This is a genomic window from Alteromonas sp. H02, assembly GCF_059682525.1.
Genome location: NZ_CM185021.1, coordinates 1,139,528 through 1,163,107, shown reverse-complemented (window position 1 = coordinate 1,163,107; position 23,580 = coordinate 1,139,528). Strand labels below are relative to the sequence as shown.

General features: G+C 49.8%; 22 protein-coding genes. 13 read left to right on the top strand and 9 right to left on the bottom strand.

Annotated elements, in window-relative coordinates:
• The gene (locus tag AC566Q_RS05270) at positions 1-1,536 is read left to right on the top strand and encodes a PH domain-containing protein (RefSeq protein ID WP_499614526.1); all 1,536 of its coding nucleotides are present in this window, start codon (positions 1-3) and stop codon (positions 1,534-1,536) included.
• 28 nt (positions 1,537-1,564) lie between these two features.
• On the opposite strand, the gene AC566Q_RS05265 is transcribed toward AC566Q_RS05270, so the two are convergent.
• A complete protein-coding gene (locus tag AC566Q_RS05265) occupies positions 1,565-2,275 on the bottom strand; it encodes a DUF6776 family protein (protein ID WP_499614522.1) in 711 nt (236 codons plus the stop codon).
• Between the two features lie 153 nt (positions 2,276-2,428).
• Between AC566Q_RS05265 and AC566Q_RS05260 the strand changes: the two genes are divergently transcribed.
• The 3 genes from AC566Q_RS05260 to AC566Q_RS05250 all read left to right on the top strand — a co-directional run bounded on the left by AC566Q_RS05260 (position 2,429) and on the right by AC566Q_RS05250 (position 4,810).
• On the top strand, positions 2,429-4,105 hold the full coding sequence (locus AC566Q_RS05260; protein WP_499614518.1) for a chloride channel protein: 1,677 nt from the start codon (positions 2,429-2,431) through the stop codon (positions 4,103-4,105).
• A gap of 14 nt (positions 4,106-4,119) precedes the next feature.
• Positions 4,120-4,548, top strand: a complete 429-nt coding sequence (locus AC566Q_RS05255; RefSeq protein WP_499614515.1) for a CopD family protein — start codon at positions 4,120-4,122, stop codon at positions 4,546-4,548.
• Between the two features lie 73 nt (positions 4,549-4,621).
• Complete coding sequence (locus AC566Q_RS05250; protein WP_499614510.1) at positions 4,622-4,810, top strand: hypothetical protein; 189 nt, start codon at positions 4,622-4,624, stop codon at positions 4,808-4,810.
• A gap of 9 nt (positions 4,811-4,819) precedes the next feature.
• Here AC566Q_RS05250 and AC566Q_RS05245 read toward each other — a convergent pair whose 3' ends face one another.
• Positions 4,820-5,443 (bottom strand): UPF0149 family protein, encoded by a 624-nt coding sequence (locus tag AC566Q_RS05245; protein ID WP_499614506.1) that lies wholly within the window; start codon positions 5,441-5,443, stop codon positions 4,820-4,822.
• Between the two features lie 101 nt (positions 5,444-5,544).
• Here AC566Q_RS05245 and AC566Q_RS05240 point away from each other — a divergent pair, with 101 nt between their 5' ends.
• The gene (locus AC566Q_RS05240) at positions 5,545-6,729 is read left to right on the top strand and encodes an Nramp family divalent metal transporter (protein ID WP_499614501.1); all 1,185 of its coding nucleotides are present in this window, start codon (positions 5,545-5,547) and stop codon (positions 6,727-6,729) included.
• 54 nt (positions 6,730-6,783) lie between these two features.
• On the opposite strand, the gene AC566Q_RS05235 is transcribed toward AC566Q_RS05240, so the two are convergent.
• From AC566Q_RS05235 to typA, 3 genes are all read right to left on the bottom strand, one after another.
• Positions 6,784-7,914 carry a MalY/PatB family protein gene (locus AC566Q_RS05235; protein ID WP_499614495.1) on the bottom strand — a complete coding sequence of 377 codons (1,131 nt, stop codon included), beginning with the start codon at positions 7,912-7,914 and terminating at the stop codon, positions 6,784-6,786.
• 39 nt (positions 7,915-7,953) lie between these two features.
• A complete protein-coding gene (locus AC566Q_RS05230; protein ID WP_105936479.1) occupies positions 7,954-8,340 on the bottom strand; it encodes a response regulator in 387 nt (128 codons plus the stop codon).
• 112 nt (positions 8,341-8,452) lie between these two features.
• The gene (gene typA, locus AC566Q_RS05225) at positions 8,453-10,282 is read right to left on the bottom strand and encodes a translational GTPase TypA (protein ID WP_499614489.1); all 1,830 of its coding nucleotides are present in this window, start codon (positions 10,280-10,282) and stop codon (positions 8,453-8,455) included.
• 408 nt (positions 10,283-10,690) lie between these two features.
• On the opposite strand from typA, the gene glnA reads away from it, so the two are divergent.
• The 5 genes from glnA to glnG all read left to right on the top strand — a co-directional run bounded on the left by glnA (position 10,691) and on the right by glnG (position 16,766).
• Entirely contained in the window at positions 10,691-12,100 is a 1,410-nt protein-coding gene (gene glnA, locus AC566Q_RS05220; protein WP_499614486.1) for a glutamate--ammonia ligase, read from the top strand.
• 134 nt (positions 12,101-12,234) lie between these two features.
• Positions 12,235-13,563 carry an IS4 family transposase gene (locus AC566Q_RS05215; protein ID WP_499612139.1) on the top strand — a complete coding sequence of 443 codons (1,329 nt, stop codon included), beginning with the start codon at positions 12,235-12,237 and terminating at the stop codon, positions 13,561-13,563.
• 57 nt (positions 13,564-13,620) lie between these two features.
• Positions 13,621-14,133 carry a DUF4124 domain-containing protein gene (locus AC566Q_RS05210; protein ID WP_499614483.1) on the top strand — a complete coding sequence of 171 codons (513 nt, stop codon included), beginning with the start codon at positions 13,621-13,623 and terminating at the stop codon, positions 14,131-14,133.
• Between the two features lie 141 nt (positions 14,134-14,274).
• A complete protein-coding gene (gene glnL / locus AC566Q_RS05205) occupies positions 14,275-15,354 on the top strand; it encodes a nitrogen regulation protein NR(II) (protein ID WP_499614478.1) in 1,080 nt (359 codons plus the stop codon).
• On the top strand, positions 15,354-16,766 hold the full coding sequence (gene glnG / locus AC566Q_RS05200) for a nitrogen regulation protein NR(I) (protein ID WP_499614473.1): 1,413 nt from the start codon (positions 15,354-15,356) through the stop codon (positions 16,764-16,766). The genes glnL and glnG overlap by 1 nt, the downstream gene beginning before the upstream one ends.
• A gap of 52 nt (positions 16,767-16,818) precedes the next feature.
• Here glnG and AC566Q_RS05195 read toward each other — a convergent pair whose 3' ends face one another.
• Positions 16,819-17,973 carry an HD-GYP domain-containing protein gene (locus AC566Q_RS05195; protein ID WP_499614470.1) on the bottom strand — a complete coding sequence of 385 codons (1,155 nt, stop codon included), beginning with the start codon at positions 17,971-17,973 and terminating at the stop codon, positions 16,819-16,821.
• A 268-nt stretch (positions 17,974-18,241) separates the two neighbouring features.
• On the opposite strand from AC566Q_RS05195, the gene AC566Q_RS05190 reads away from it, so the two are divergent.
• The gene (locus tag AC566Q_RS05190; RefSeq protein ID WP_499614467.1) at positions 18,242-18,967 is read left to right on the top strand and encodes a 1-acylglycerol-3-phosphate O-acyltransferase; all 726 of its coding nucleotides are present in this window, start codon (positions 18,242-18,244) and stop codon (positions 18,965-18,967) included.
• A 40-nt stretch (positions 18,968-19,007) separates the two neighbouring features.
• The gene (gene rraB / locus AC566Q_RS05185; protein ID WP_499614465.1) at positions 19,008-19,385 is read left to right on the top strand and encodes a ribonuclease E inhibitor RraB; all 378 of its coding nucleotides are present in this window, start codon (positions 19,008-19,010) and stop codon (positions 19,383-19,385) included.
• A gap of 106 nt (positions 19,386-19,491) precedes the next feature.
• Here rraB and AC566Q_RS05180 read toward each other — a convergent pair whose 3' ends face one another.
• Entirely contained in the window at positions 19,492-20,379 is an 888-nt protein-coding gene (locus AC566Q_RS05180; RefSeq protein WP_499614462.1) for a pirin family protein, read from the bottom strand.
• Between the two features lie 131 nt (positions 20,380-20,510).
• On the opposite strand from AC566Q_RS05180, the gene AC566Q_RS05175 reads away from it, so the two are divergent.
• A complete protein-coding gene (locus AC566Q_RS05175) occupies positions 20,511-21,416 on the top strand; it encodes a LysR substrate-binding domain-containing protein (RefSeq protein ID WP_499614459.1) in 906 nt (301 codons plus the stop codon).
• 16 nt (positions 21,417-21,432) lie between these two features.
• On the opposite strand, the gene AC566Q_RS05170 is transcribed toward AC566Q_RS05175, so the two are convergent.
• Both AC566Q_RS05170 and AC566Q_RS05165 read right to left on the bottom strand, forming a co-directional pair.
• Entirely contained in the window at positions 21,433-21,894 is a 462-nt protein-coding gene (locus tag AC566Q_RS05170) for a hypothetical protein (protein WP_499614457.1), read from the bottom strand.
• A 133-nt stretch (positions 21,895-22,027) separates the two neighbouring features.
• The gene (locus tag AC566Q_RS05165; protein ID WP_499614455.1) at positions 22,028-23,215 is read right to left on the bottom strand and encodes an FAD-dependent oxidoreductase; all 1,188 of its coding nucleotides are present in this window, start codon (positions 23,213-23,215) and stop codon (positions 22,028-22,030) included.
• Between the last annotated feature and the right edge of the window lie 365 nt (positions 23,216-23,580).

The window sequence follows — 23,580 nt, the reverse complement described above, 5'->3', positions numbered from 1 at the left end:
GTGACAACCTCAACAGAGTCTGTACAGACAACAGCAACTGAGTGGCAACGGTTATCGCCCTGGTCGATTTTACATTTCTTGTTCATGCAGCTTAGGCAGTCGGTCAGTTTCGCCATTTATATTGTGCCTGCCTACGTGGTGGGCGGTCATAAACTGATTGACTCTGAGTACTTCCCTCTATTGCTACTGGCGATGGGTGGGGGCTGGGCCATTTCGTCGGTACTCAAATATTACTTCTTTCAGTTTACGGTGACGGATAAAGGTATTGCCATCCGTTCTGGTGTGCTGGACCGCACTTTTACCGATCTGCCCTATGAGCGGATCCAGAATGTGAAGTTCGATCAGCCCTTTTATTTTCGCTTTAATGATTTACGTATCGTCACCCTGGACACGGCTGGCTCGGCTAAACAGGAAGCCCACTTTGCCGGGGTGACCTCAGCCTACGCGCAGTTTGTTAAAGAAACAGTAATGCGCGCACACCGCCAGCAATCGGCAACCACTACAGAAGAATCACCATCCTCAACTGCCACCGACGAAAAGCTACTTAATGAACGCTCCATTCGCGACCTTATTTTGCATGGCATTACCAATAACCGGGTATGGATTGTGCTCGGCACCCTGGCGCCTTTCTATGAACAAATCTCCGGGTTTATTTTTCGCCAGATGAATGTCCTGCGCCCTCAGGCAGAAGCCTGGCTTGGCGAGCAGGTGGTGGCATTATGGTACGTGGGGGTAATGAGCGTATTGATTGCCATTGTACTGCTGATCCTGATGGCGCTTTTTTCAATCGGAGGCAGTGTGCTGATGTTTTATGGCTACCGCCTCACCCGGCAAGGGGATAAATACATTCGCAACAGTGGCCTGCTAAACCGTCAGGAAGTCAATATGAAACGCTCGCGGGTGCAGATTGCCCGTCAACAACAAGACTGGCTCGACCGACTACTCGGCCGGGTAAACCTTTACTTTGAACAAAATGTCACCGGCCGGACCAACCCGAACGAACTCAAGGCAACCCATAAACTACTGGTGCCCTCAGTGACCGTTACCGAATCAGATGAGCTGACCAGCAACGTCTTCTCGGCGCAGCAGGCCCGGCACATGAACTTTGAGCCCATTCATATACGCTTCTTCTGGCGCCAGTTGATGCTGTGGATCCTGCCCCTGACCGCCCTGGCGGGTTTCGTCAGTTTTAAGGTACTCGGTACGGCCGGCGCATTGCCGACACTGCTGATATTGAGTGCTTTGGTAACGTTGACATACCTTCGCTGGCAGCGCTGGGGAATTGCCAGCGACGCAAACTATATTTATGTTCGCAAAGGCATTATCGGCATCGATTACTGGTGCTTTCCGCTCTCCAAAGTGCAACAGGTAGAGGTCAGACAAAGCCTGTTTATGCGCCGTCGCCGGCTCAGCACCTTAGGTTTTGTGCTGGCCAGTGGCAGAGTAAAAATCCCCTTCGTGGCCACCGATTACGCCGCACCGCTGATTGAAAGGGTATTGTATGAAGTCGAGGTGAAAAAACCCGGCTGGATGTAACTTTACTAACCGAAGAGATTGGTTTGTCTTACTGGTCGGCTACCAGTATTTCCTGCCAGTTGTAGCTGCGCTGATAGTCACCCCGGCGCCGCTTATACTGATAAACCGTTGTGGTAAACTCGATGCTTTCAGGTTCGAAGTTTTCCGGCAGTTGCAGGTATAAGGTGACTGGCTGGAAATATTTAAACCCGTAACTCACATTGCCTTCAGGCAAAATCTCATTGTCATCAGAGGTAAGAATGCGATGTTTACCATTCTGAATGCCGGTAACCGCAACTTTAAGATCGCCACGAACAATAGCGCTGACTGCGCGTTGCTGCAGTAACACCATGGTCGCTTTAAAATAGCCGTCCGCTGTGGTCTCAAAGAGTTCCAAACCATCAATAAAAAAGCCGTCCTGAGTGGTTTCAGGCGCTACCACATGCTGATAAAACGCCTTATCTTTTTGCAGATTAAACACCACTTCTTCCAAACGCACCACTTCCTGTTTTAGTTGCTCGGCACGCATTTCAGCCAGTTCCAGCTTTACATCCAGTTGATTAGCCTGGGTCTGGAGCTGTTCATTCTCTGTTTGCAGGTTGCGGATGGAGTGTTGCAGTTGCCGGGTTTCATCAGCTAACTGGCTACGGTCCGCGTTGGCAAGAAACATCCCGAATACCAGCATGGCCAGCAGACTGGCGCCTAACAGCAGGACGGTGCGGGTCTGACCCAGCTTCTGAGGTATTTCAGATAAGTGCATGGCAATCACTGTGGAGCTAAAAACCGAACTTTGCCCGTTTTACCGCAATTATTCAAATATTCCTCGGTTTATGCCCGCCATTGGCAGACCATTACTTTGCAAACCAACTACTTGTGATACTATTTAGTTATTCCTTACCGGCTTTCCTAATTTATGCAATTGCGCGCACTGCGACAAGAACTGGCTCACCCCCGCACCTCCGTTCAGGTATGCTTGCTGGGGATCATCGCCGGTGTTACGTCAGCGCTGCTTATTGTATTGTTTCGTTTAGGCATAGACTGGTTACAAACCTCCGGCGTTAGTCTGTTACAGCAGTGGGGGTTGAGCGCTAAATGGGTGTGGGTAGTCATGCCTATTTCAGCCGTAGTGGTTATTCTGCTAATTGCTTTTCTGACCGGCTTTAAGCACTACCGGCTCGGCATTCCTTTTGTCATTCACCGCGTAAAGCAACATTACGGCCATATCCCCTGGCGCACTACGGTGAATCAGTTTTTTGGCGGGATGCTGGCCCTGGCGGGTGGTTTTGTGGTTGGCCGGGAAGGGCCATCCGTTCATCTCGGTGCGGCTGGCAGCAGTTTGTTTGGTCAGGCGCTTAAATTGCCTCAGAACAGCATTCGTACCCTGGCTGGTTGCGGCATTGCAGCAGGCATATCAGCCTCGTTTAATACGCCCTTTGCAGCAGTGATTTTCGTGATGGAAGTGGTATTAAGAGAATATAAAATCCACGTTTTTGTGCCAGTAATGCTGGCGGCCGCCTGTGGCTCGGTGATCACCCGGATCGTGTTTGGTGAAGGCAACGAGCTGGCCTACTTTTCTTTTTCATCATTCAGTCAGTGGCTGTATCTTTACCTGATTGTATTTGGCTGTTTGCTTGGCGTGCTGGCTACTCTGTTTAATCAGTTGTTGATGTCAGTGATGAGAGCCTTTCGAAAGGTTTCCATGGTGTGGCGGTTGTTACTCGCCGGGCTCCTAACGGCTATTGGCGGTGCCTTACTACCCGAAGCTCTCGGCGCCAGTTTCGAAGACGTCAACGCGCTGTTCTCTACCCACCCAACGGCGCTGATCCTGCTTGAAATTCTGTTAATGAAATTCCTGCTGGCCACCTTTGCCATTGGCCTTGGTATCCCGGGCGGTATTATTGGTCCGGTAATGGTACTGGGTATGTTGTCTGGTGCTGTTTTGTTGCTGCCTGTGGCACACTGGTTACCGCTTGAAGACTTTACCTCCAGCTTTGCCCTGCTTGGCATAGCCGGTATGCTTACTGCGGTACTACACGCGCCGCTGGCCGCGCTGTCGGCGGTAATGGAGTTATCTTACCGACCGGAGATCATCTTACCCGCTATATTAGTGATTGTGCCGGCTTACGTTACTGCCACGCAGTTTTTAGGTAACCGCTCTATTTTTATTCAGCAGCTGGATTTCCAGAAGCTGCCCTATGCCATTACCTCGATTCGCGAGGCACTGGAGAAAACCGGCGTACTGGCGGCCATGGAGAGGGACTTTAAGCTCTTTTATGATGCACCGGAAACGGCACTGGAAAAAGTGCTGTCGAATAATCCGACCCAAACGGTTATACAGCAAAAACGCTTTGAACAGGATATTAACTACTCCTGGGTACATTATGATGTCAGTTTGGATCGCCACGCTCACCCCATTAGCTATCAGGCTATGCAGGGGGTATCAGCCCAGGCGACCCTGGCGGAAGTCTATGAACTGCTGAAAAGTACCCGCTCCGGGGCGGTGTATATTTTTGAGGATGATCCGGCCAAACTCACCGGTGTAATTACCTGGAACCGGTTGCAGAGTTTTCTGCAACGCGCCCAGTTTTAATAAGAGAAAAAACAATGACAATACTGTGGTTAAAAGCCCTGCACATTTTTTTTATGGTGGCCTGGTTTGCCGGTATCTTTTACTTACCCCGCTTGTTTGTTTACCATGCTGAAACCAATGAACAGGCAGTTAAAGACCAGTTTAAAGTGATGGAACGCCGCCTGTGGCTGTTTGTTACCCCTTTCGCGCTGTTAACCTTGGTATTTGGCCTGGCTCTCATCTACACTTATGGCTATGCATGGTTTGCCGCATCGACCTGGTTGCATATAAAGATAGTGCTGGTGGCTCTGCTGTACGTTTATCACTTTTATCTGTGGTCGCTGGTTAAACGATTTGCAGCCGATAAAATCACGCATTCGTCGCGCTATTTCCGTATTTTAAATGAAGCACCTGTACTGATTTTGCTCGCCGTGGTATTACTGGCAGTGGTAAAATTTATCTAGGGCAAAACGGTATTAAGCCCTGCTAGCCCACACACCCAAATGGAAGTCGTGGTGTTTTAAAGGACCAATTTAAATGGATGTAAACAATCAGCTGCTAAAGGAACTTCTGCATAAGACCGACATTGCCTTTCGCGCCCTGATGGATGAGCCTGCGTCTTCTGAACGCCAATCAGCTTACGACGAGGCAAAGATGGAACTTGATCGATACGTGGTTAAGTTTCGCGAACAACTCCAGTACCGTAATAATCAGAAAGTCCGCTAAGCGCTAATCTCAGGTTGTCTTCGGGACCACCTCAAACTGATTAGGCAGAACCTGCACTAATTCACCGCTGATCGCTACGTATTCCCTTAACATTGGCGGCAAACTGGCTGCCAGACGAGGCAGGCCGTCGGCCAGCTCCTGCCGCTTCTCAGGCGGTGTTTGTTGTAATCTCGATTGCGGATCGGCCAGCGTAGTAAAAAGCTTTAAACAGCGGTTGAGCCGGCCGGACAGCGCTGGCAAATCCAAAGTTTGCTCACTGAGTTGCCAGGCTTGTTGCCATTGTTTCTCCAACTGCTGATGGGCCGTTAGCAGGCCTTTCAGCCACTGTTGCAACTCGTCATGCTGCAACCCGTTGCCGCGCCATTGATACGCTTCAGGCAGTAAACGCTCCTCTTTACGCATGCTGTCCAGCGTATCCCGTAACTGGCCCATCAGATAATCGGCCAGCTCATCGGCCTGTTGCTTGCTGATAGCAGTATTCGCATCGGCCCGGATCACCCAGGGCATCCACTGCTCTGGCATGGGGATTTCCGGGCAGGCGGCAACGCCAAAAATGAGCCCTTGCAGGTAAGATTGCTCCGGCAGTACGGCCGCCATTGCCAGTTTTTCATAGTCAGTCCTGCTGCCAACCATGCCATTCCCCTGAGATACTAAATGGTGTTAATGTACTTTATACCGAGCCTAACCGCTCACAGCACTTGTGCCCGTACATCCAATAATAAGAAGAGTGTAACATGTCGCAACGTCGAACCAAGTCAGGGTTTATTATTGCCGCCGCCTTTATCGGCCCCGGTACCGTATCCACGGCCAGCCTGGCTGGTGCTAACTTTGGCTTTCATCTGGTCTGGGCCCTGGTATTTTCTGTACTGGCCACCATTATTCTGCAGGACATGGCGGTAAGGCTCGGCTATGCCACACGCTCAGGCATGAGCGAAGCGTTAAGAACTCAGATTGCTAACCCGTTTATCCGTGGGCTGTTGTCATTGCTGGTTGTCGGCGCCATTGGCATTGGCAATGCGGCCTACGAATCCGGCAACCTGACTGGAGCCGCCATTGGCCTGAACAGTATTGCCGGCATTGGCATCCCAGCCTGGAGCTGTGTGCTCGGCGGTTTAGCCATCGTGCTGCTGTGGAGCGGCCACTACAAGCTAATTGAAACCGTACTGGTGATGCTCGTTGCCATTATGGCCATGGTATTTGTTGTTACCTTTGCGGTGAGTAAACCAGACTGGGGAGCAATGGGCGGTCAACTGTTCGCGCCGGTGGCCTCCATGGAAAGCATTACCACCATTCTGGCCCTCATCGGTACCACCATTGTGCCCTATAACCTGTTTCTGCATGCCAGTCTGGTGGCGCAAAACGAACAGGAAGGCTCTCAGCCTGCCGGCTACTATCGTCGCCAGTCGGCGCTGGCCATTGGCGTCGGCGGTCTGATAACGCTGTTTATTATGGCCACCGCCATGCAGGCATTTTACGGACAGGCTGAGGTGCTGAATGCCGGTAATCTGGCCAAACAATTAGCGCCGCTGCTGGGTGACTTCGCCGAACTGTTTTTTGCCCTGGGGATGTTTGCCGCGGGCTTAACCAGTGCGATTACCGCGCCCCTTGCGGCCGCGTATGCCGTAACCGGGGCATTAAACAAACCATCAGACATGCGTGGTATATGGTTCAGGGCGGTCTGGCTGAGCATTATTCTTATCGGTGTCGGGTTTACTTTAAGCGGTACGAAGCCTCTGCTGGCAATTATGTTTGCCCAGGCGGCGAATGGCTTGTTGTTACCTGTTATTGCACTGCTGCTGTTATTTATGATGAATCGCCACTCGCAGTTAGGGTTGTTAAAAAACCACTGGAGTGCCAATGTAGCAGGACTGGCTGTGGTGGGCTTAATTGGCTGGCTAAGCTGGCAAAAGTTTATGTAAAAAATGGGGCCCGATAGCTATCAGGCCCCGGGGAAATATTCCCGCTAAGCCAGTCTAGCTGCTCAGTCGGTCGAGAATATCTTTAAGCATGGCGCGGCTGCAGCCAAAGTTGATCCGGAAGAATCCTGGCTCACCAAAGTCACGGCCCGGAGATGGCCCGACACCTTTGCTCTCGCACCATTTAAGCACATCTTCAACACCCAGGCTGGTTGCATCTATCCAGGCCAGGAAGGTGGCCTCTGATGACACTACCTCGAGTCCGTCAATGGCGTTGATACGCTCTACCAGGTAATCGCGGTTACCACGCAAATAAGCAATCTGCTCGGCCAGCCAGTCGTCACACTGCGTAAAGGCGGCCTCGGTGGCTACCAGCCCCATCACATTTGCCCACGGCACTATACCCGCTGCACTCTGAGTAAATTTACGCCGTAAAGAAGCATCCGGAATAATCGCAAAAGAGGTACCGAGGCCGGCCATATTAAAGGTTTTACTGGCCGCCATCAGGGTCACACTGCGGTTAGCCAGTTGCTCAACACGTCCGGCAGGAATATGACGTACGCCCTCTTCCAGGATCAGATCGCAATGGATCTCATCAGAACACAATGCCACGTTATGACGAGCACAAATTCCTGCAATGGCATCTATCTCTGCCTGAGTCATTACTGAGCCCACCGGATTCATCGGGTTACACAGAATGATCAGCTTACACAGCGGATCGGCGGCATGTTCTTCCAGCGCAGCCAGATCAATGGTCCAGCGTCCGGCTTCCAGTTTGGTGGGAATGTCTATCCGCTGGGTGTTATTCAGGCCCGGCGCTGCCAGCAAAGGCGGGTAATTAGGCGTTTGGATAAGCACCTTATCACCCGGCTTACAATAGGCCTTAATGGCCACATTAAAAGCTGGTACCACGCCGGGAGTCCAGACTATCCAGTCGGCCTCGATGGCCCAGTCGTGCTTGTCTTTAAGCCAGCGCACCACGGCCTGATTAGCCGGCTGATGCTGAGCCGGCAGTGAGTAGCCTAAATTGCCGTACTCGGTTTGTTTCTGAAGCGCCTCAAGAATAGGCTCTGCACAGCGAAATTCGGTATCGGCGACCCAACAGGGGATCACGTCCTGCCCCGCGTATTTTTGCCATTTGAAAGACCAGAAGTCACGACGATCGGGGGTATTATCAAATTGACTCAATGTTGCTACCTTTTAATTCGGAGTAAGCGGCATACACCACTATTTTGCATATGACGACATAGTTTGCTTGATCAGACTCACCAGCTTTTTGCGCACAATGGGCTTTACCAGATAGGCAACCGCACCTAATTGACGGGCAAGCAATTTGGTTTGTCTGGATTCGTAAGCGGTCATAAAGATAAAGGGAAACATTAAATCTGCCGATCGAACGTCCCGCAGTAAGGCCAGCCCATCGAATCCGGGCATCACCATATCACTAATTACCATGTCGAGTGAATCGGATGTTTGTTTAAGCAGGAATTCACGCGCCAATGCACTGTTAGAAAAGCTAACAACATTTACCGGCAACTCAGACTCCAATACATCCACGATGAGTTCGAGGGTGATTTCGTCATCGTCAATGACAGCGATATTAAGTGGTTGCATGATCCGTCTGTGAATAAATAGTCAGACTATAATTTTAATAGAAAAAGGCCGGTTGTGTTAACAACCGGCCTTTTTACTTGAACCATTCAACGTTTCACTTGCAAGCAGTGAATTATTTCGGCGCGCGTGATGCCCGCTTACGATCGTTTTCGGTCAGCAGCTTCTTACGAATACGAATGCTTTCTGGCGTGACTTCTACCAGTTCGTCTTCGTCGATAAACTCAAGCGCCTGCTCCAGAGACATTTTCACCGGTGGCACCAGGGTTTGAGCTTCGTCGGTACCCGATGCACGAACGTTAGTCAGCTGTTTGCCTTTTAACGCGTTTACCGTCAGGTCGTTGTCACGGCTGTGAATACCGATAACCATCCCTTCGTAAACTTCAACACCGTGTCCGATAAACAGACGACCACGTTCCTGCAGATTAAACAGGGCGTTAGTCAGCGCTTTACCGTTAGCGTTAGCAATCAGTACACCATTCTTACGCTTACCAATTACGCCGCCTTTGTGCGGGCCGTAGTGGTCGAATGAATGGTACAGTAAACCTGAACCTGAGGTCAGCGTCATAAAGTCAGTCTGGAAACCAATCAAGCCACGGCTGGGGATCATAAAGTCGATACGTACACGACCTTTACCATCCGGTGACATGTCGGTCATTTCGGCCTTACGCAGACCCAGTTGCTCCATGATTGAGCCCTGATGCTGCTCTTCACAGTCGATGGTCAGCGTTTCAAACGGCTCCAGAACCTGGCCGTCTTCTTCTTTCAGAATTACTTCCGGGCGAGATACAGCCAGCTCGTAACCTTCACGGCGCATATTTTCGATCAGGATACCTAAGTGCAATTCACCACGCCCGGAGACGCGGAATTTATCCGGATCACTGGTTTCTTCAACGCGCAGTGCAACGTTATGAACCAGTTCGTCTTGTAAACGCTCAAGAATATTACGCGACGTAACATATTTACCCTCTTTACCAGCGAATGGCGAGGTGTTTACCTGGAACGTCATGGTAACCGTTGGCTCATCTACGCTCAGTGCCGGCAACGCTTCAACAGTGTTCACGTCACAAATGGTGTCTGAAATTTTCAGTTCACCCAGACCACTGATAGCGATGATGTCGCCAGCGGTAGCGTATTCTACTTCGTGGCGTTGCAGACCCAGATAACCATAAACCAGACCAACCTTACCGTTGCGTTTCTTGCCATCCGCGCCAACGATGGTGACTTGCTGGTTAATCTTAACGCTACCACGCTTGATACGGCCAACACCGATTACACCCACGTAAGAGTTGTAATCCAGCTGCGAAATTTGCATTTGGAACGCACCGTTAATGTCTGCATCCGGTGGTGATACCTGATCCACGATCATCTGGAACAATGGCGTCATATCTTCACCACTTTGATCAGCATCCATTGACGCCCAACCATTCAGAGCAGAAGCATAAACTACCTGGAAGTCCAGTTGGTCATCCGTAGCTCCAAGGTTATCAAACAGATCAAATACCTGGTCCATTACCCAGTCAGGACGTGCACCGGGTTTGTCGATTTTGTTGATTACCACAATCGGCTTTAAGCCCTGAGCAAATGCTTTTTGCGTTACGAAACGCGTTTGCGGCATAGGGCCTTCCTGCGCATCAACAAGCAGCAGTACCGAGTCCGCCATCGACATAACGCGCTCAACCTCACCACCGAAATCGGCATGTCCGGGAGTGTCTACGATATTGATGCGGTAATCGTTCCAGTTGATGGCGGTATTTTTCGCCAGGATGGTAATACCACGTTCTTTTTCAATATCGTTAGAATCCATCACGCGTTCCTGTGCCTCGCCTCTGGTTTCTAAAGTACCAGACTGCTGCAGCAGTTTATCTACCAGAGTAGTTTTACCATGGTCAACGTGCGCGATGATCGCGATATTTCTTAGCTTATTGATGTCAGTTACATTCATTGAATTTCAACCCGCAAAAAACTCCCACGCGGCATCATTGCCGATGCAACAAAGAGATTTTGCAATTTTCTCGTACAGATAAAAGGAAATGAGCGCGGATTGTACAGAAATTCTCGCTGCATTGCGCATGTTTTTTTAGGTTTAAAGAAAAATTAATCTGTTGATTAAGCCTGCGGGCAGTGAAAGAATGCTAGAAGGAAACAAAGCTTTGCTGACACTTCCTTCTGCACCAAAATAAAACATAAAATCACCATAATGGTGCATGATAAGTTATATTAATTGACGACAGCCCGGAATACTGCGTTGTTCAGCCTTTACAAGTAGCTGGCATGAATATCGCTTACGATTTTTCCACCTGATGATTCGGCTCCCCGAACATCAAATTTACGAAACAACCTGGAGGACACGATGTCAATTGAGAAGGCATTAGAATTAATTAAATCAAGCGAAGCCAAGTTTGTTGACCTTCGCTTTACCGACACAAAAGGTAAAGAGCAACACGTCTCTATCCCTGTATCATGCGTAGATGACGATTTCTTCGAAGAAGGTAAGATGTTCGATGGCTCTTCAATCGCTGGTTGGAAAGGAATCAACGAATCAGACATGATCCTAATGCCTGACGCGGCAACTGCCGTTGTTGACCCGTTTGCTGAGGAAACTCAGGTTAACATCCGTTGTGACATCGTTGAGCCTTCAACTATGGAAGGTTACGACCGTGACCCACGCTCTATCGCACGCCGTGCTGAAGAGTTCCTGAAGTCTACGGGTATTGGTGACACTGTTTTATTCGGCCCTGAGCCAGAATTCTTCCTGTTTGACGACATCAAGTTCCACACTGATATGTCAGGCTCAATGTATAAAATCGACTCTTCTGAAGCAGCCTGGAACTCAGGTTCAGAATTCGCTGACGGTAACATGGGTCACCGTCCAGGCGTTAAAGGCGGTTACTTCCCGGTTCCACCAGTAGATTCTGCGCACGATCTGCGTGCTGCAATGTGTCTGGTAATGGAAGAAATGGGTCTGGTTGTTGAAGCACACCACCACGAAGTAGCGACTGCTGGTCAGAACGAAATTGCTTGTCAGTTCAACACTATGGTTGCTAAAGCTGACGAAATCCAGATCTACAAGTATGTTGTTCATAACGTTGCTCACGCTTACGGTCAGACAGCGACTTTCATGCCTAAGCCACTGGTTGGTGATAACGGTTCTGGTATGCACTGTCACCAGTCTATCGGTAAAGATGGCAAAAACATCTTCGCTGGCGACAAGTATGCAGGTCTTTCTGAAGAAGCACTTTATTACATTGGCGGTATCATCAAGCACGCTCGCGCGATCAACGCTTTTGCTAATGCTTCGACTAACTCATACAAGCGTCTGGTACCTGGCTTCGAAGCGCCGGTAATGCTGGCATACTCTGCACGTAACCGTTCAGCTTCAATCCGTATTCCTTACGTAACCAGCGATAAAGCGCGTCGTATCGAAGTACGCTTCCCTGACCCAACAGCTAACCCATATCTGGCATTTACTGCCATGCTGATGGCGGGTATCGACGGTATTAAGAACAAGATCCACCCTGGTGATGCAGCGGATAAAGACTTATACGATCTGCCGGCTGAAGAAGCACTGGCAATCCCAACTGTTGCAAGCTCGCTGGAAATGGCGCTTGAAGCACTGGATAGTGACCGTGAATTCTTAACTGCTGGCGGCGTAATGTCTGACGACATGATCGACGCTTACATCGAACTGAAGATGGAAGAAGTCACTAAACTGAACATGACCACTCACCCTGTTGAGTTCGACATGTACTACAGCGTATAAAACGTTGTATTAAGATATATACCAAAAGCCCGCATCTGCGTAATGCCGATCAGTTAAGAAATTTATACTGATCGGTTGACCGATCTTTCTACGGGTTCACAATCCGATATCAGTCTCTGGTATCGGATTTTTTTATGTCTTTACTTACACACCTCGATGATACATTTGGTCATGCAGAAGATTTGAATGCTATCGATAAACTGATGTCTTTCGTTGACCCCGAACTTCTCCAGCAAGCTTATGAATTATCGGGTGTAGCGACCGTCAGGCGTCGACGATTACCTCTGGATTCGGTTGTTTTTACCATTGTTGGTATGAGTCTTTTCCGTAACGACCCTGTCTGGGACATTGCGAATAAACTCGATGTTTCACTACCGGGTAAAAATCGTTTTGTTGCGCCTAGTGCGGTGGTACAAGCGCGCCAACGACTGGGGGAAGATGCCGTCGGGCACACTTTTAAACTGATGGCACAGCGGGCATTTGGTGAGTACGCTTTTGAGCAGTGGTGTGGTTTAAATGTACTGGCGGTTGATGGCGTGATGTTTCGTACTCAGGATACTACGGAGAACCTTAATGCATTTGGTTGTGACCGGAATGCCAAGGGTGATAATCCGTACCCGCAGGTACGCATGTGCAGCCTGATGGAAACGTCCAGCCACCTTCTTTTGGCCAGTGAATTTGATAGTCGTAATGTAGGAGAGATGTCCCTCGCTGAACGGCTTATCCCTTCGGTGCCTGATAACTCTCTGACCCTGTTCGACAGAGGCTATTACTCGCTGGGATTACTCTACTTGTGGATGACTAAAGGGGTCAACACGCACTGGATGCTCCCTGCACGTAAAGATTTACAATACACAGTAAAACATCAACTAAGTGAAGATGATGCTATTGTCACACTGAAAACTTCTCCTCAGGCTAGGAAGAAGTTCGATGGTTTACCGGAAACCATCGAAGCGAGACTGACCAGCTACGAAATCGACGGAAAGACCTATCGGGTGCTTAGTTCAATGGTTGATGCGATGCAGTTTCCCTATGAAGACGTTGTTGATGTGTATGTTCAGCGCTGGGAAATAGAGTTGGGCTTCAGGGAAATGAAACAGACTCTGCATCAGGCAAAACTAACGCTTCGTAGTAAGAAACCTGAGATGGTGCGTCAGGAACTGTGGGGACTATTGCTCGCCTACAACCTGATTAGGATGATGATGCTAGATGCAGTAAAAGACATACCGGATTTATCTCCCTCTCGACTTAGCTTCGGACTCTGCATGAGACATATCATTGTGTTCTTCCTGACCACTATCCCAGACACAGTGACTAAACTGCCAGTTCACTATGAATACCTGATGGAATCGTTGAGGATGATGAGGTTACCGGACAAACGACCTGACAGGTATTATCCACGAGTGGTAAGGAATAGACCGGCTAAATACCCCTCAAAGAAAAATGCCAGTCAGCTTAACTGACTGGCATTACGCATCTGCGGGCTTTTTTTTTGCCCGTAAATCACTACAATCAAAGACATGCTGAGATTATTTTTAATGCTTAGCTTGTGCAGTACGCCAGGCTACGCTCAGGAAATCTATAAAGTTGTCAATAAAGACGGCTCGGTCACCTATACCGATAAACCGGTGGTCAACGCAGAACCGGTTGAGCTTGGTCCGGATAACCGCGTGAGTATGCCAGTACCTCCACCACAGCCGGTCCAGCCAGCCACAAAATCGGCTACGGCCGATAAACCCAAGCCGGTTATCGAGGTGGTTAACCCTAAACCCGAGGCCACCGTGCGTAATAACGCCGGTAATATGACCATAGCAGCCAATGTGCGTAATGCAGACAAGCAGGGCAAATTTAAACTCTACATCAATGATAGTCTGGTAAAAGAACAATCCAGCGCGGTGTTTCAGCTACAGGGAATCAACCGCGGGGCCCACACATTTTATATTACCCACACAGACAATACGGGCAAGACTCTTGCATCTACCTCACCACAAACTTTTTATCTGCATCAGGCATCACGTTTAATCAACAATTAGTAAAGTGGTTATAACAGTGCACGCTAGGGATCCCGCGCACCATGGGGGGTCAATCAGACTTTTAATCGGAAAGTCATTGCACGCCTGATAGCAGCCTGAAATAATAAGGCACCATATTGGTGCAACTGGAGAAAGCCCGGCATGCACGCCACGCCGTTTGATACCAATAATTTGCTCGAAAACCTCAACACAGTGCTGGTTGTAATCGATAACTCACTGCGTATTGTTTATGCCAACCATGCCGGACAGGCATTGTTTGCAACGGGCACCAAGCAACTTTACGGTCAGCCGCTGGCTGATTTCTTTATCCCAAACACCATCAATAAGGCCAGACTCCGCGCCGCTTTTCGTCGCGGTGAAGATTTCACCGAAAATGAAATTAAATTGTACTTTCGCGATAACCGCGTGGTGCTTGCCGACCTGACGGTGACTAACCTGAGCACCGAAGATGGCCCCACGCTGCTGTTCGAAGTGAAGAAAATCGATCAGCAAAAACGTATTTCGCGGGAAAATCAGCAACACGCTCAGCACTATGCCGCCCGCGAGTTGATCCGAGGCCTGGCGCATGAAATTAAAAACCCTTTAGGGGGCATTCGCGGGGCAGCTCAATTGCTTGAAAAGGCCCTGGAATCTGCCGAGCAAAAAGAGTTTACCCAGCTAATCATTGAGCAGTCTGATCGCTTACGTAATCTTGTAGACCGTTTACTTGGGCCTAACTCACTGCCCCGTCTGGAGTGGTGTAACCTGCACCGTCCGCTGGAAAAAGTGCGTAGCTTAATGAAAGCCGATACCACTCAGGCGATTGCGATTACCCGTGATTATGATCCCAGTATCCCGGAGGTACGAGTCGACCCGGATATGCTCCAACAAGCGGTCCTTAATATCGTGCGCAATGCGATTCAGGCTTTGCGGGATTCAAAAACGCCAAACCCACAAATTCGGTTGGTTACCCGCATCGAAAGACAGCTGACCATTCACGGCCACCGACATCCGTTGGCTGCGCAAATTAAAATTATCGACAATGGCCCGGGTATTCCCAGCGAAATTCGGGACACGTTATTTTACCCCCTGGTAACCAGCAAAGATTCTGGTTCAGGACTGGGCTTATCCATAGCCCAAACACTGGTGAATCACCATGATGGAAAAATTGAAGTTGATAGCCGTCCCGGCCATACAGAGTTTATCTTATCCCTGCCAATCGACCGTAAGGAGTCACAATAATGAATACTGAGTCTGTATGGATTGTTGATGACGACAGCTCTATCCGGTGGGTGCTGCAAAAAGCCCTGCAAACTGCCAATATCGAGTGCTGTAGTTTTGAAAACCCTCAGGACTTGCTGTTGCAGCTAGAGTCAGGTCATTACCCGGAAGTGGTGGTGTCAGACATTCGCATGCCGCAGATGGACGGCATGACGCTGCTAAATGAAGTGCATCAGATCGCTCCCATGATCCCGGTGATCATTATGACCGCTCACTCCGACTTAGACAGCGCAGTAAACGCTTACCAAAGTGGCGCATTTGAGTACCTGCCCAAGCCGTTTGATATTGACGAAGCGGTGACACTGGTAGAGCGCGCGTTGGTGCATGCCAGGGAACAATCACGGACCATTCAGGTCCCGCAGCAGGAGTCGGCCACTGAGATCATAGGCGAAGCACCGGCCATGCAGGAAGTATTCAGAGCCATTGGTCGCTTGTCCCGCTCATCAATTAGCGTATTGATCAATGGTCAGTCCGGTACCGGTAAAGAGCTGGTCGCGCACGCGCTGCACCGCCACAGCCCGCGGGCCGCAAATCCGTTTATCGCCCTGAACATGGCGGCAATTCCAGCCGACCTGGTTGAGTCAGAGTTATTTGGTCACGAAAAAGGCGCTTTTACCGGCGCGCAAACCGCCCGGCAAGGCCGCTTCGAACAGGCTAATGGCGGCACGCTGTTTCTGGATGAAATAGGTGATATGCCACTGGATGTGCAAACCCGGCTACTGCGGGTACTGGCAGATGGCCAGTTTTATCGCGTAGGCGGCCATCAGTCCGTCACCGTTGATGTCAGGATCATCGCTGCTACCCACCAAAATCTTGAACAACGGGTGGCCGAAGGCAAGTTTCGTGAAGATTTATTTCACCGGTTAAACGTTATTCGAATCCATATCCCATCGCTATCAGAACGTCGTGAAGACATCCCGCTGCTCGCCCACCACTTTTTACGCCGGGCGTCCAAAGAACTGGATGTAGAAACCAAGGTTTTGAGTAAAGAAGCCGAAAAGGTCATGGCGCAACTGCCCTGGCCCGGTAACGTGCGACAACTGGAAAACGTTTGCCGCTGGCTAACCGTTATGGCGTCTGGTCAGGAAGTCTTACCGTCAGACTTGCCGCCGGAAATTCATGCCGATAGCAGCGCAGAAAAGAATGCCCCACAAAGTGGAGACTGGACAGAGTTACTGTCAGTCTGGGTCGACAAACAGCTTAAGGATGGCCAGCACAATATTCTCGATGAGGCGCTGATGACCTTTGAGAAAATCATGCTCGAAAGAGCATTGCATTATACCCACGGCCACAAGCAGGAAGCCGCTAAGCGCCTTGGCTGGGGTCGTAATACGCTCACCCGTAAGCTCAAGGAACTTGATATCGAAGGGTAGTTCAGGCCTGAGCCGGCGGACTGTTGTTGTCTCCGGCTCGGAATTTCCGGGGCTAGCGGGTTAACACCCGGGCCATTGCCTGATTAAAGTAATTCAGCCAGGTGGAATTGAACTTATTCTGGTTATAACGGTTTAACGCCACCACTGCCTGCTTCTTGGAATACTGCGGTTTATCCTGACGTGACTGACAGTGCGTCATGGAATCAAAGGTATCCAGAATGGCCAGCAGTTTGGCGCCATCACAGATATCATCATCTTTTAAGCCCAGCGGGTAACCACTGCCATCGGCACGCTCGTGGTGCTGCATCACAATTTTGCGGGCCATATCCCACTGTTCAAGATGCTCCAGCAAGCGGGAGCTTTTATAAACATGGGAACGCATCAGGTTAAATTCATTATCGGTGTAAGCCTGTTGCTTATGCAGCAGCTTTAATGGCATGAATGCCATGCCAAAGTCGTGCACGTAACAGGCGACGGCGAGCTGATCTTCTTCAATAGGATTACCCGCAATATCGTTTACATATAACGCTAGTTTGGCTATGCGGTCGCCCTTACCTACCCACTCCTCAGAGCGCTTTTCGATGGTTTGCATCAGATCGCGAAAAAACAGAATATCCTGGCGCTTCTCTGCACTGATATCTTTAGGTACACCGGTTTTAGACAACTTGGGTTCACTCGGCGGGGCCGCTTTTTCTGTTTCTACCGGACTGTCTGACTCGGCCTGAGCGCGCGGCTGATCCAGCTCCGGATTAAGCAACAGTACCGCCTCGCCAAGCAGTCGGTCATGATCGCCCTGATTCTCCGGCGCTATACGGGTAATGGCCATAATCAGCTGTTGATACAGTACGCCATCATATTCGGCTTTGCCGGTGGCAATAACGCTTTCAACAAACTGTTTAACCCGATCCATAGTCAGCAATACCAGATCGCTCATGATGCTGGTGTAGTCCACCTGCCCTTTACGCAGGTAATCCAGTAAGTCCTCAACATGTTGCAATAGCGGAATAATGGGAGAAAAGTTTACCAGCCCAAGGTCGCCCTTAATGGTATGCACCGAACGAAACAACGCCCGCTGAAGTTCGTTATCCTCGGGCTTGAGTTCCAGTTCAATCAAGGTTTGTTCACTGGCCTCATATAGCTCATTAATCTCTTCAATCAGATCAGTGAGGATCTCGGGTTCAAGGTCTTCAGGGATAAATGTCTGCATTGTTTAGACAACTCAAATGATAAATGCCGCTTCATACTGCTAACCAGTCACCAGGCCTTCTCAACAGTTCCGGTGGCGAAAAGCGACATTAAAACTATGTTTATATGACATTTAGCATAGCACGAGATTTTTGTTCTTGGATACTTTTAGACCCTCCAGGTACGAACAAACAGCGCATTGCACTGATCTTAAAAAACAGACTGATCGGACATGCACTGCGCATGTAAACCGTTATAATCCCAGGCCAAATTTTGTAACAGGTAAATAAGTGTTAGCTCTCATCCGAATTCCAGTGGTACTGGTGGCTTTTTTAATCCTCAATGTACTGGTGCTCATCGTCTGCCTGGCCCGACCGTTTCATCGCGATAATGTCTATCTCGCCGGCCAGCTGTATAGCCAGATAGCCAAACTACTGGGCCTCAAAATCACTATCCGGCGCCCGCCCGGGCTCGATACCGATAAGTCTTATGTGGTGGTGGCCAACCATCAGAACAGCTACGATATTATCACCATCTGTAAAGCCGCTTTTCCGGGGGTGGTGACCATTGGTAAAAAGAGCCTGAAGTGGATCCCCATCTTCGGCCAGATGTACTGGCTGAGCGGTAACATCATGATCGATCGTAAAAACACCGCTAAAGCCCTGGACACGCTGCAGTTAACCGCTAAAAAAATCACCGAGAATAACCTGTCTGTGTGGTTCTTCCCTGAAGGAACAAGGTCTTATGGCCGCGGGATCCTGCCTTTTAAAGTCGGTGCTTTTCGTTTAGCCATTGCTACCGAAACACCGGTGATCATGGTTACCGCCAGCAACCTGCACGATAAAATAAAGTGGAACCGCTGGAATAACGGCGAACTGATCATTGACATAAGCCCCCCCCAACAGCTTGATACCAGCCGCTCGGCGAAGGGTTGGATGGCTTTTTATCATTCCGAAATGGAAAAAAAGTTTGCCGCTTTAAACGACGAAGTCGCCGAAAGCGATAAATCACGATAAAATAAGAAGAGACAACTCTTTTGCTAATCAGGCTTTTATTATGACTCAATATGACGAACGTACCGAATGGTACGAATTCAATCAGGAAACTATCGATGCGCTGCTGACCGACGGCAGTGAAGCCGACGCCACTTACACCATCGAGCATCACATGGCCTGTAAAGACTTTGATCGTCTGGAAAAAGCCGCGGTTGATGCCTTCAAGGCCGGCTTTGAAGTCACCGATGCCGAGGAAGTATACCTTGATGACGGTGGCACGGTATTTTGTTTCGACATTATTGCCGAACGCCAGTTAAATCGCGAGCTACTCGATACGGACATTGATGCCCTGCTGCAAATTGCCGACAAGCATCAGGTACACTACGACGGTTGGGGAACCTACTTTATCGGTGATGGGGCCACCGGCGAAGAAGAATAACCCTGAAACATTGCATCCCCCCCCGCAAGCGCAAAGCTGCGGGGAACATGTTTAGTCCACTTCCAACATTGCTTAGCGAAGCAGCCCTTCTTATATTCACTCCTGATTATTCTACCCGGCCAAATTTACCGGCGGCAAAATCCTTGCGGGCCTGGATAATTTGCTGCTCGGAAGCCATCGCGAAAGGCCCTTGCTGAATAAAGTGCTCTTTTATTGCCCGGCCGGAAAACAGCGCAAAGCGTGCTTTACCCGACTGCCGGTTATGCAAATTCAGCTGGGTGTCAATATTGCCGATGGCAACCGACTCGCCCTTGTTGAGCGTAATAGCACGATTAGCAAAGACGACCTCGAGAGAGCCCTCTACCGCATACAGCCAGGTGTTGTGTGCCAGTTCGGGCTGAAAGGCAAACACAGAGGACGGATTAATGGTTCCTTCCAGAATAGTCATATCCGCCAGTGGCGCGGTGGTACCGACCACCCCATTACATTGCCCCATGGCTATTCGGACCCGGCAGGAGGCATTTTCTATTACGGGCATGTCGCCTCGCCTGACTAGTGTCGAACCTGGCACGCCCTGTTTCATCTTATCAGGCAGGTTAACAAAAACCTGTAAGCCGTGGGTTACTGAGCCCGGCCGAGGGGATTCGTCGTGAACGGCGCCACCAGCAGCCGTTAACCAGTACAAATCACCCGGCAGTAAAGCGAAGTCATTACCCATGGAATCACGGTTGCGAAACTGCCCCTCACTGTCTTCAAATAACAATGATACCGCTGCGAGCCCTGCGTGTGGGTGAGCACCAAAAGTAGGCTTACTCATGGTGTAATGATCCACCATTATCAGCGGATCCATGAGGCCCGCATAATCGGTATGGCGAAAGCTATGCGCCGAAAATCCTTTGCCCACTTCGAAATAATGCCCTTTACTGACATCTGATACTTGTAAGCCTGCTTCGCTCAGGGGCGACTGAATGGTATTTAACATTGTGTGAGACATGTGAGAACTCCTTATACTTGACGATACCATTCTAAACATGAAACATTTAAACGATATACAACCAATATTAGAAGCTACCATTGCATATTCAGAATGATTAACAATAACCTCGTTGGCGCGGAGCGCTCGTTATGATCGATCTTAATGATTATTACTACTTTGTGCATGTGGTGGAGAAAAAAGGTTTTTCCGCTGCGGGCCAGGCGCTGGGCGTACCAACTTCGCGGCTAAGCCGGCACATTGTGCAGTTGGAGCAACGGCTTCAGGTAACGCTGATTCAGCGCACCTCAAGGCAATTTCATATCACTGACGCAGGACAGCTTTTCTACCGCCATGCCAGAAGTATGATCTCAGAAATGGAAGAGGCGGAAGCGGCTATAAAAATGGCTACTGAATCGCTTTCTGGCAGTGCCAGTATCAGTTGCTCAGTTGGCGTGGCGCAATTTGCCCTACAAGGTTTGTTGAGCCGCTTCTTGCATGAAAATCTCAAAATAACTGTATCTCAGCATGTATCCAACACCCCGGTGAATTTGCTGGAAACCGGCGTTGATATGGTGATCCGCGGCCATATGGATACTTTGCCCGATTCCGACTTAATTCAGCGCCCATTAGCCCTGGTTGAATGGTGGCTATTCGCCAGTCCGGTCCATATTGAACAATGGGGTGCGCCGGCAACGCCTGCCGATCTGCTAAAAAGAAGGACGCTTAAAGTAGGTTGGCAATCTACTAACGCCGTGTGGACGCTGCGCCAGGCAGACGCCAGTGAAGTGGCATTGCCATTTACCCCGACATTGTGCAGCGATGATATGAGCACATTAAAGCAAGCAGCGAAAGATAACCTTGGGATCGTGGCCCTGCCCGCCTACGCCTGTAAAGAGGAGCTGACCGCTGGTCAGCTGGTTCGTATCCTGCCCGACTGGACGGCTGGCTCTGCTCAGCTTAGCCTGTTGACGGCGGGAAGAACGAGCCTGAGTGCACCGGCAAGGTTTTTAAAAGACTATCTGATTTCACATTTCAGTGAATATGTAGCCGTATAACCCTGCCGGGAGGATTTTATCGATTCACCTGATGGCACACCGCACAACCACAAGCAACCTTACCGGCAAAATAGTAGCGGGGCTCAGCCAGTGATGCGGCACCACGGGCTTTGTCGACCTTAGCCACAAAGTCACGCATAAAGTCCTGCATGTAAGGGTGATTTGATCCCGCATCCACACTTTGCAGGCCAGAAGCAATGTTTTCAATATTGTTCAACGCCGCCATCACTGCCTCGCGCTGATTTTCCCGCGCAGCAGCATCGCTGCTGTCCACCGGCGCCAGAGCAATATCCAGCAGGCGAATTTGCGCCGCCATTCTGGCCATATCGGATTTGATATCCTTAGGTTCGATATAATTAAAATCAGGTGGGTAAGTGACTTTTCTGACATCAGATAAGTTATAGCTGCAGCCTGCCAGCAATGCTGTAATAACAACCGCTGCGCCAGCCAGCTTTCGGTGTAAAATAGATAACCGCATAACCTCAACTCCTCTTTAGCCTATAGCAAAGCTAAGCCGATAAGAGATGTTATGCAAACATCAGCGGCGATTCAGTTGACCTGTAACAATAAAAGCGTTGCTTTAATCAAGTCGCCACCGATGTTTCAGGTTGCTAACGTTTCATCTTTGCCATGATAGCAGCGAGCTGTTCTACCGCCTTTATCGACTCCTGAGGGTCAATATTTGCCAGCGGATTGTTAAAATCACCCTCAGCGCCGGCCTGCACCAGCAATCCATCGCGACGCGGATACACAGAGGTGTGCCGGTCGAAGTACTGGATGCCATACTTCACCTCCGGTTGCGGCATTAATTTACAGGTTTGGCCTCGCACCGGAATAATAGAGTCATCATTGAGTAAAGCCTTTGCGCCATAGCCGGTACAGTTAACTATGACAGATTCATCAAATTGCTGAAAATCGGCCATTGAAGTCAGGGTTCGGTCAATGATTTGGCCGCCGCTACGATAAAACAGGTCGAGTAAATACTGCGAGTAAGCGCTGATATTAAACATCAGTAAGGGAAACTGTCTGACATGCGGAGTAGCAAAAGGGTTGAGCGATGGCGATACGTCCCGGGCTTTGGGGTTTAAGTCGCTGAGCAATTCCTTACGGTAATTCGGATAAGCCGGTTCGCCCGGAATATTATGCCCGCCATGATCATCAAAGGGTTTGTCAGCCAGACGGAACATAGTGGTCCACTCCACCGGATTACCCGCCAGTCCCAACAGTGTTTGAAAACGCAGGTAAGAAATTCTGGCCATCCATTGCCAGCGTTCGGCAAACGGCTGAGCATTAGCCAGAGTGACAATGCGCGAGTCCGGCGACCAGATCCCGGTGGCATAAGAGGAACGTACGTATGGCGGTTGTTCTTTGGCATAAATCGTTACCTTATAGCCTGCCCGCTGACACTGAATGGCCGTGGTTAGCCCTACGGCTCCACAGCCTACAACGGCCACCGGCGTTTGTTTATCGGCATTGATCAGTGATTCTGCCAGCGCAGCAGTGCCCCAGGATAACGACCAGCCACTGCCGCCGTGGCCATAATTATGAATGAGTGTCTTATTGCCGACAGTTTCGGTTTCTATCCGTGGTCCGGTTGCCCGAAAAGGCCGGGTACAAACGTTGGTACTGATAATCCGATCCGGATAAGCATTGATTGGGGCCAGTTCCGGTAGTGATAAGGGTAAGCTTGCGGGCGATAAAGGTAACTGAGAAGAAGAGGGGTTGGCCGTGACACAACCACCAAGGGTTGCTGCAATACCTGAGCCTGCGGCTCCCTGAAGAAAACGACGACGATGCATAAGGGCTCCATTAACTTCCCGCCTGATACAGGCAGGATTCAATTAAGTCCTGATGTCAAAAGTTCAAACGCTAAGGGTATGGTCTTACTGCCATTTGTCCCAGATTACCCAGTCACCCGCTGGTAAACAAGGTTAATTGTCGTGGTATCCGGGGCTCTGCCTCTAATGAATCCATTTTCAGGCACGTGGGCAGAGCGCAAAAATGCTTGCAAAACCTCAACCCAAACGGCTGCAGCCAGCGTATGCCAGGTGTCAAAAAACCGTACTATTTTACTTAAATAAGCTTATTTTAAGCCGGTAAGCTTACCGTAAATAAGTAATTTAACCTTCTTACCTACCAGCCAGAGCGCATGGATACTGCACTA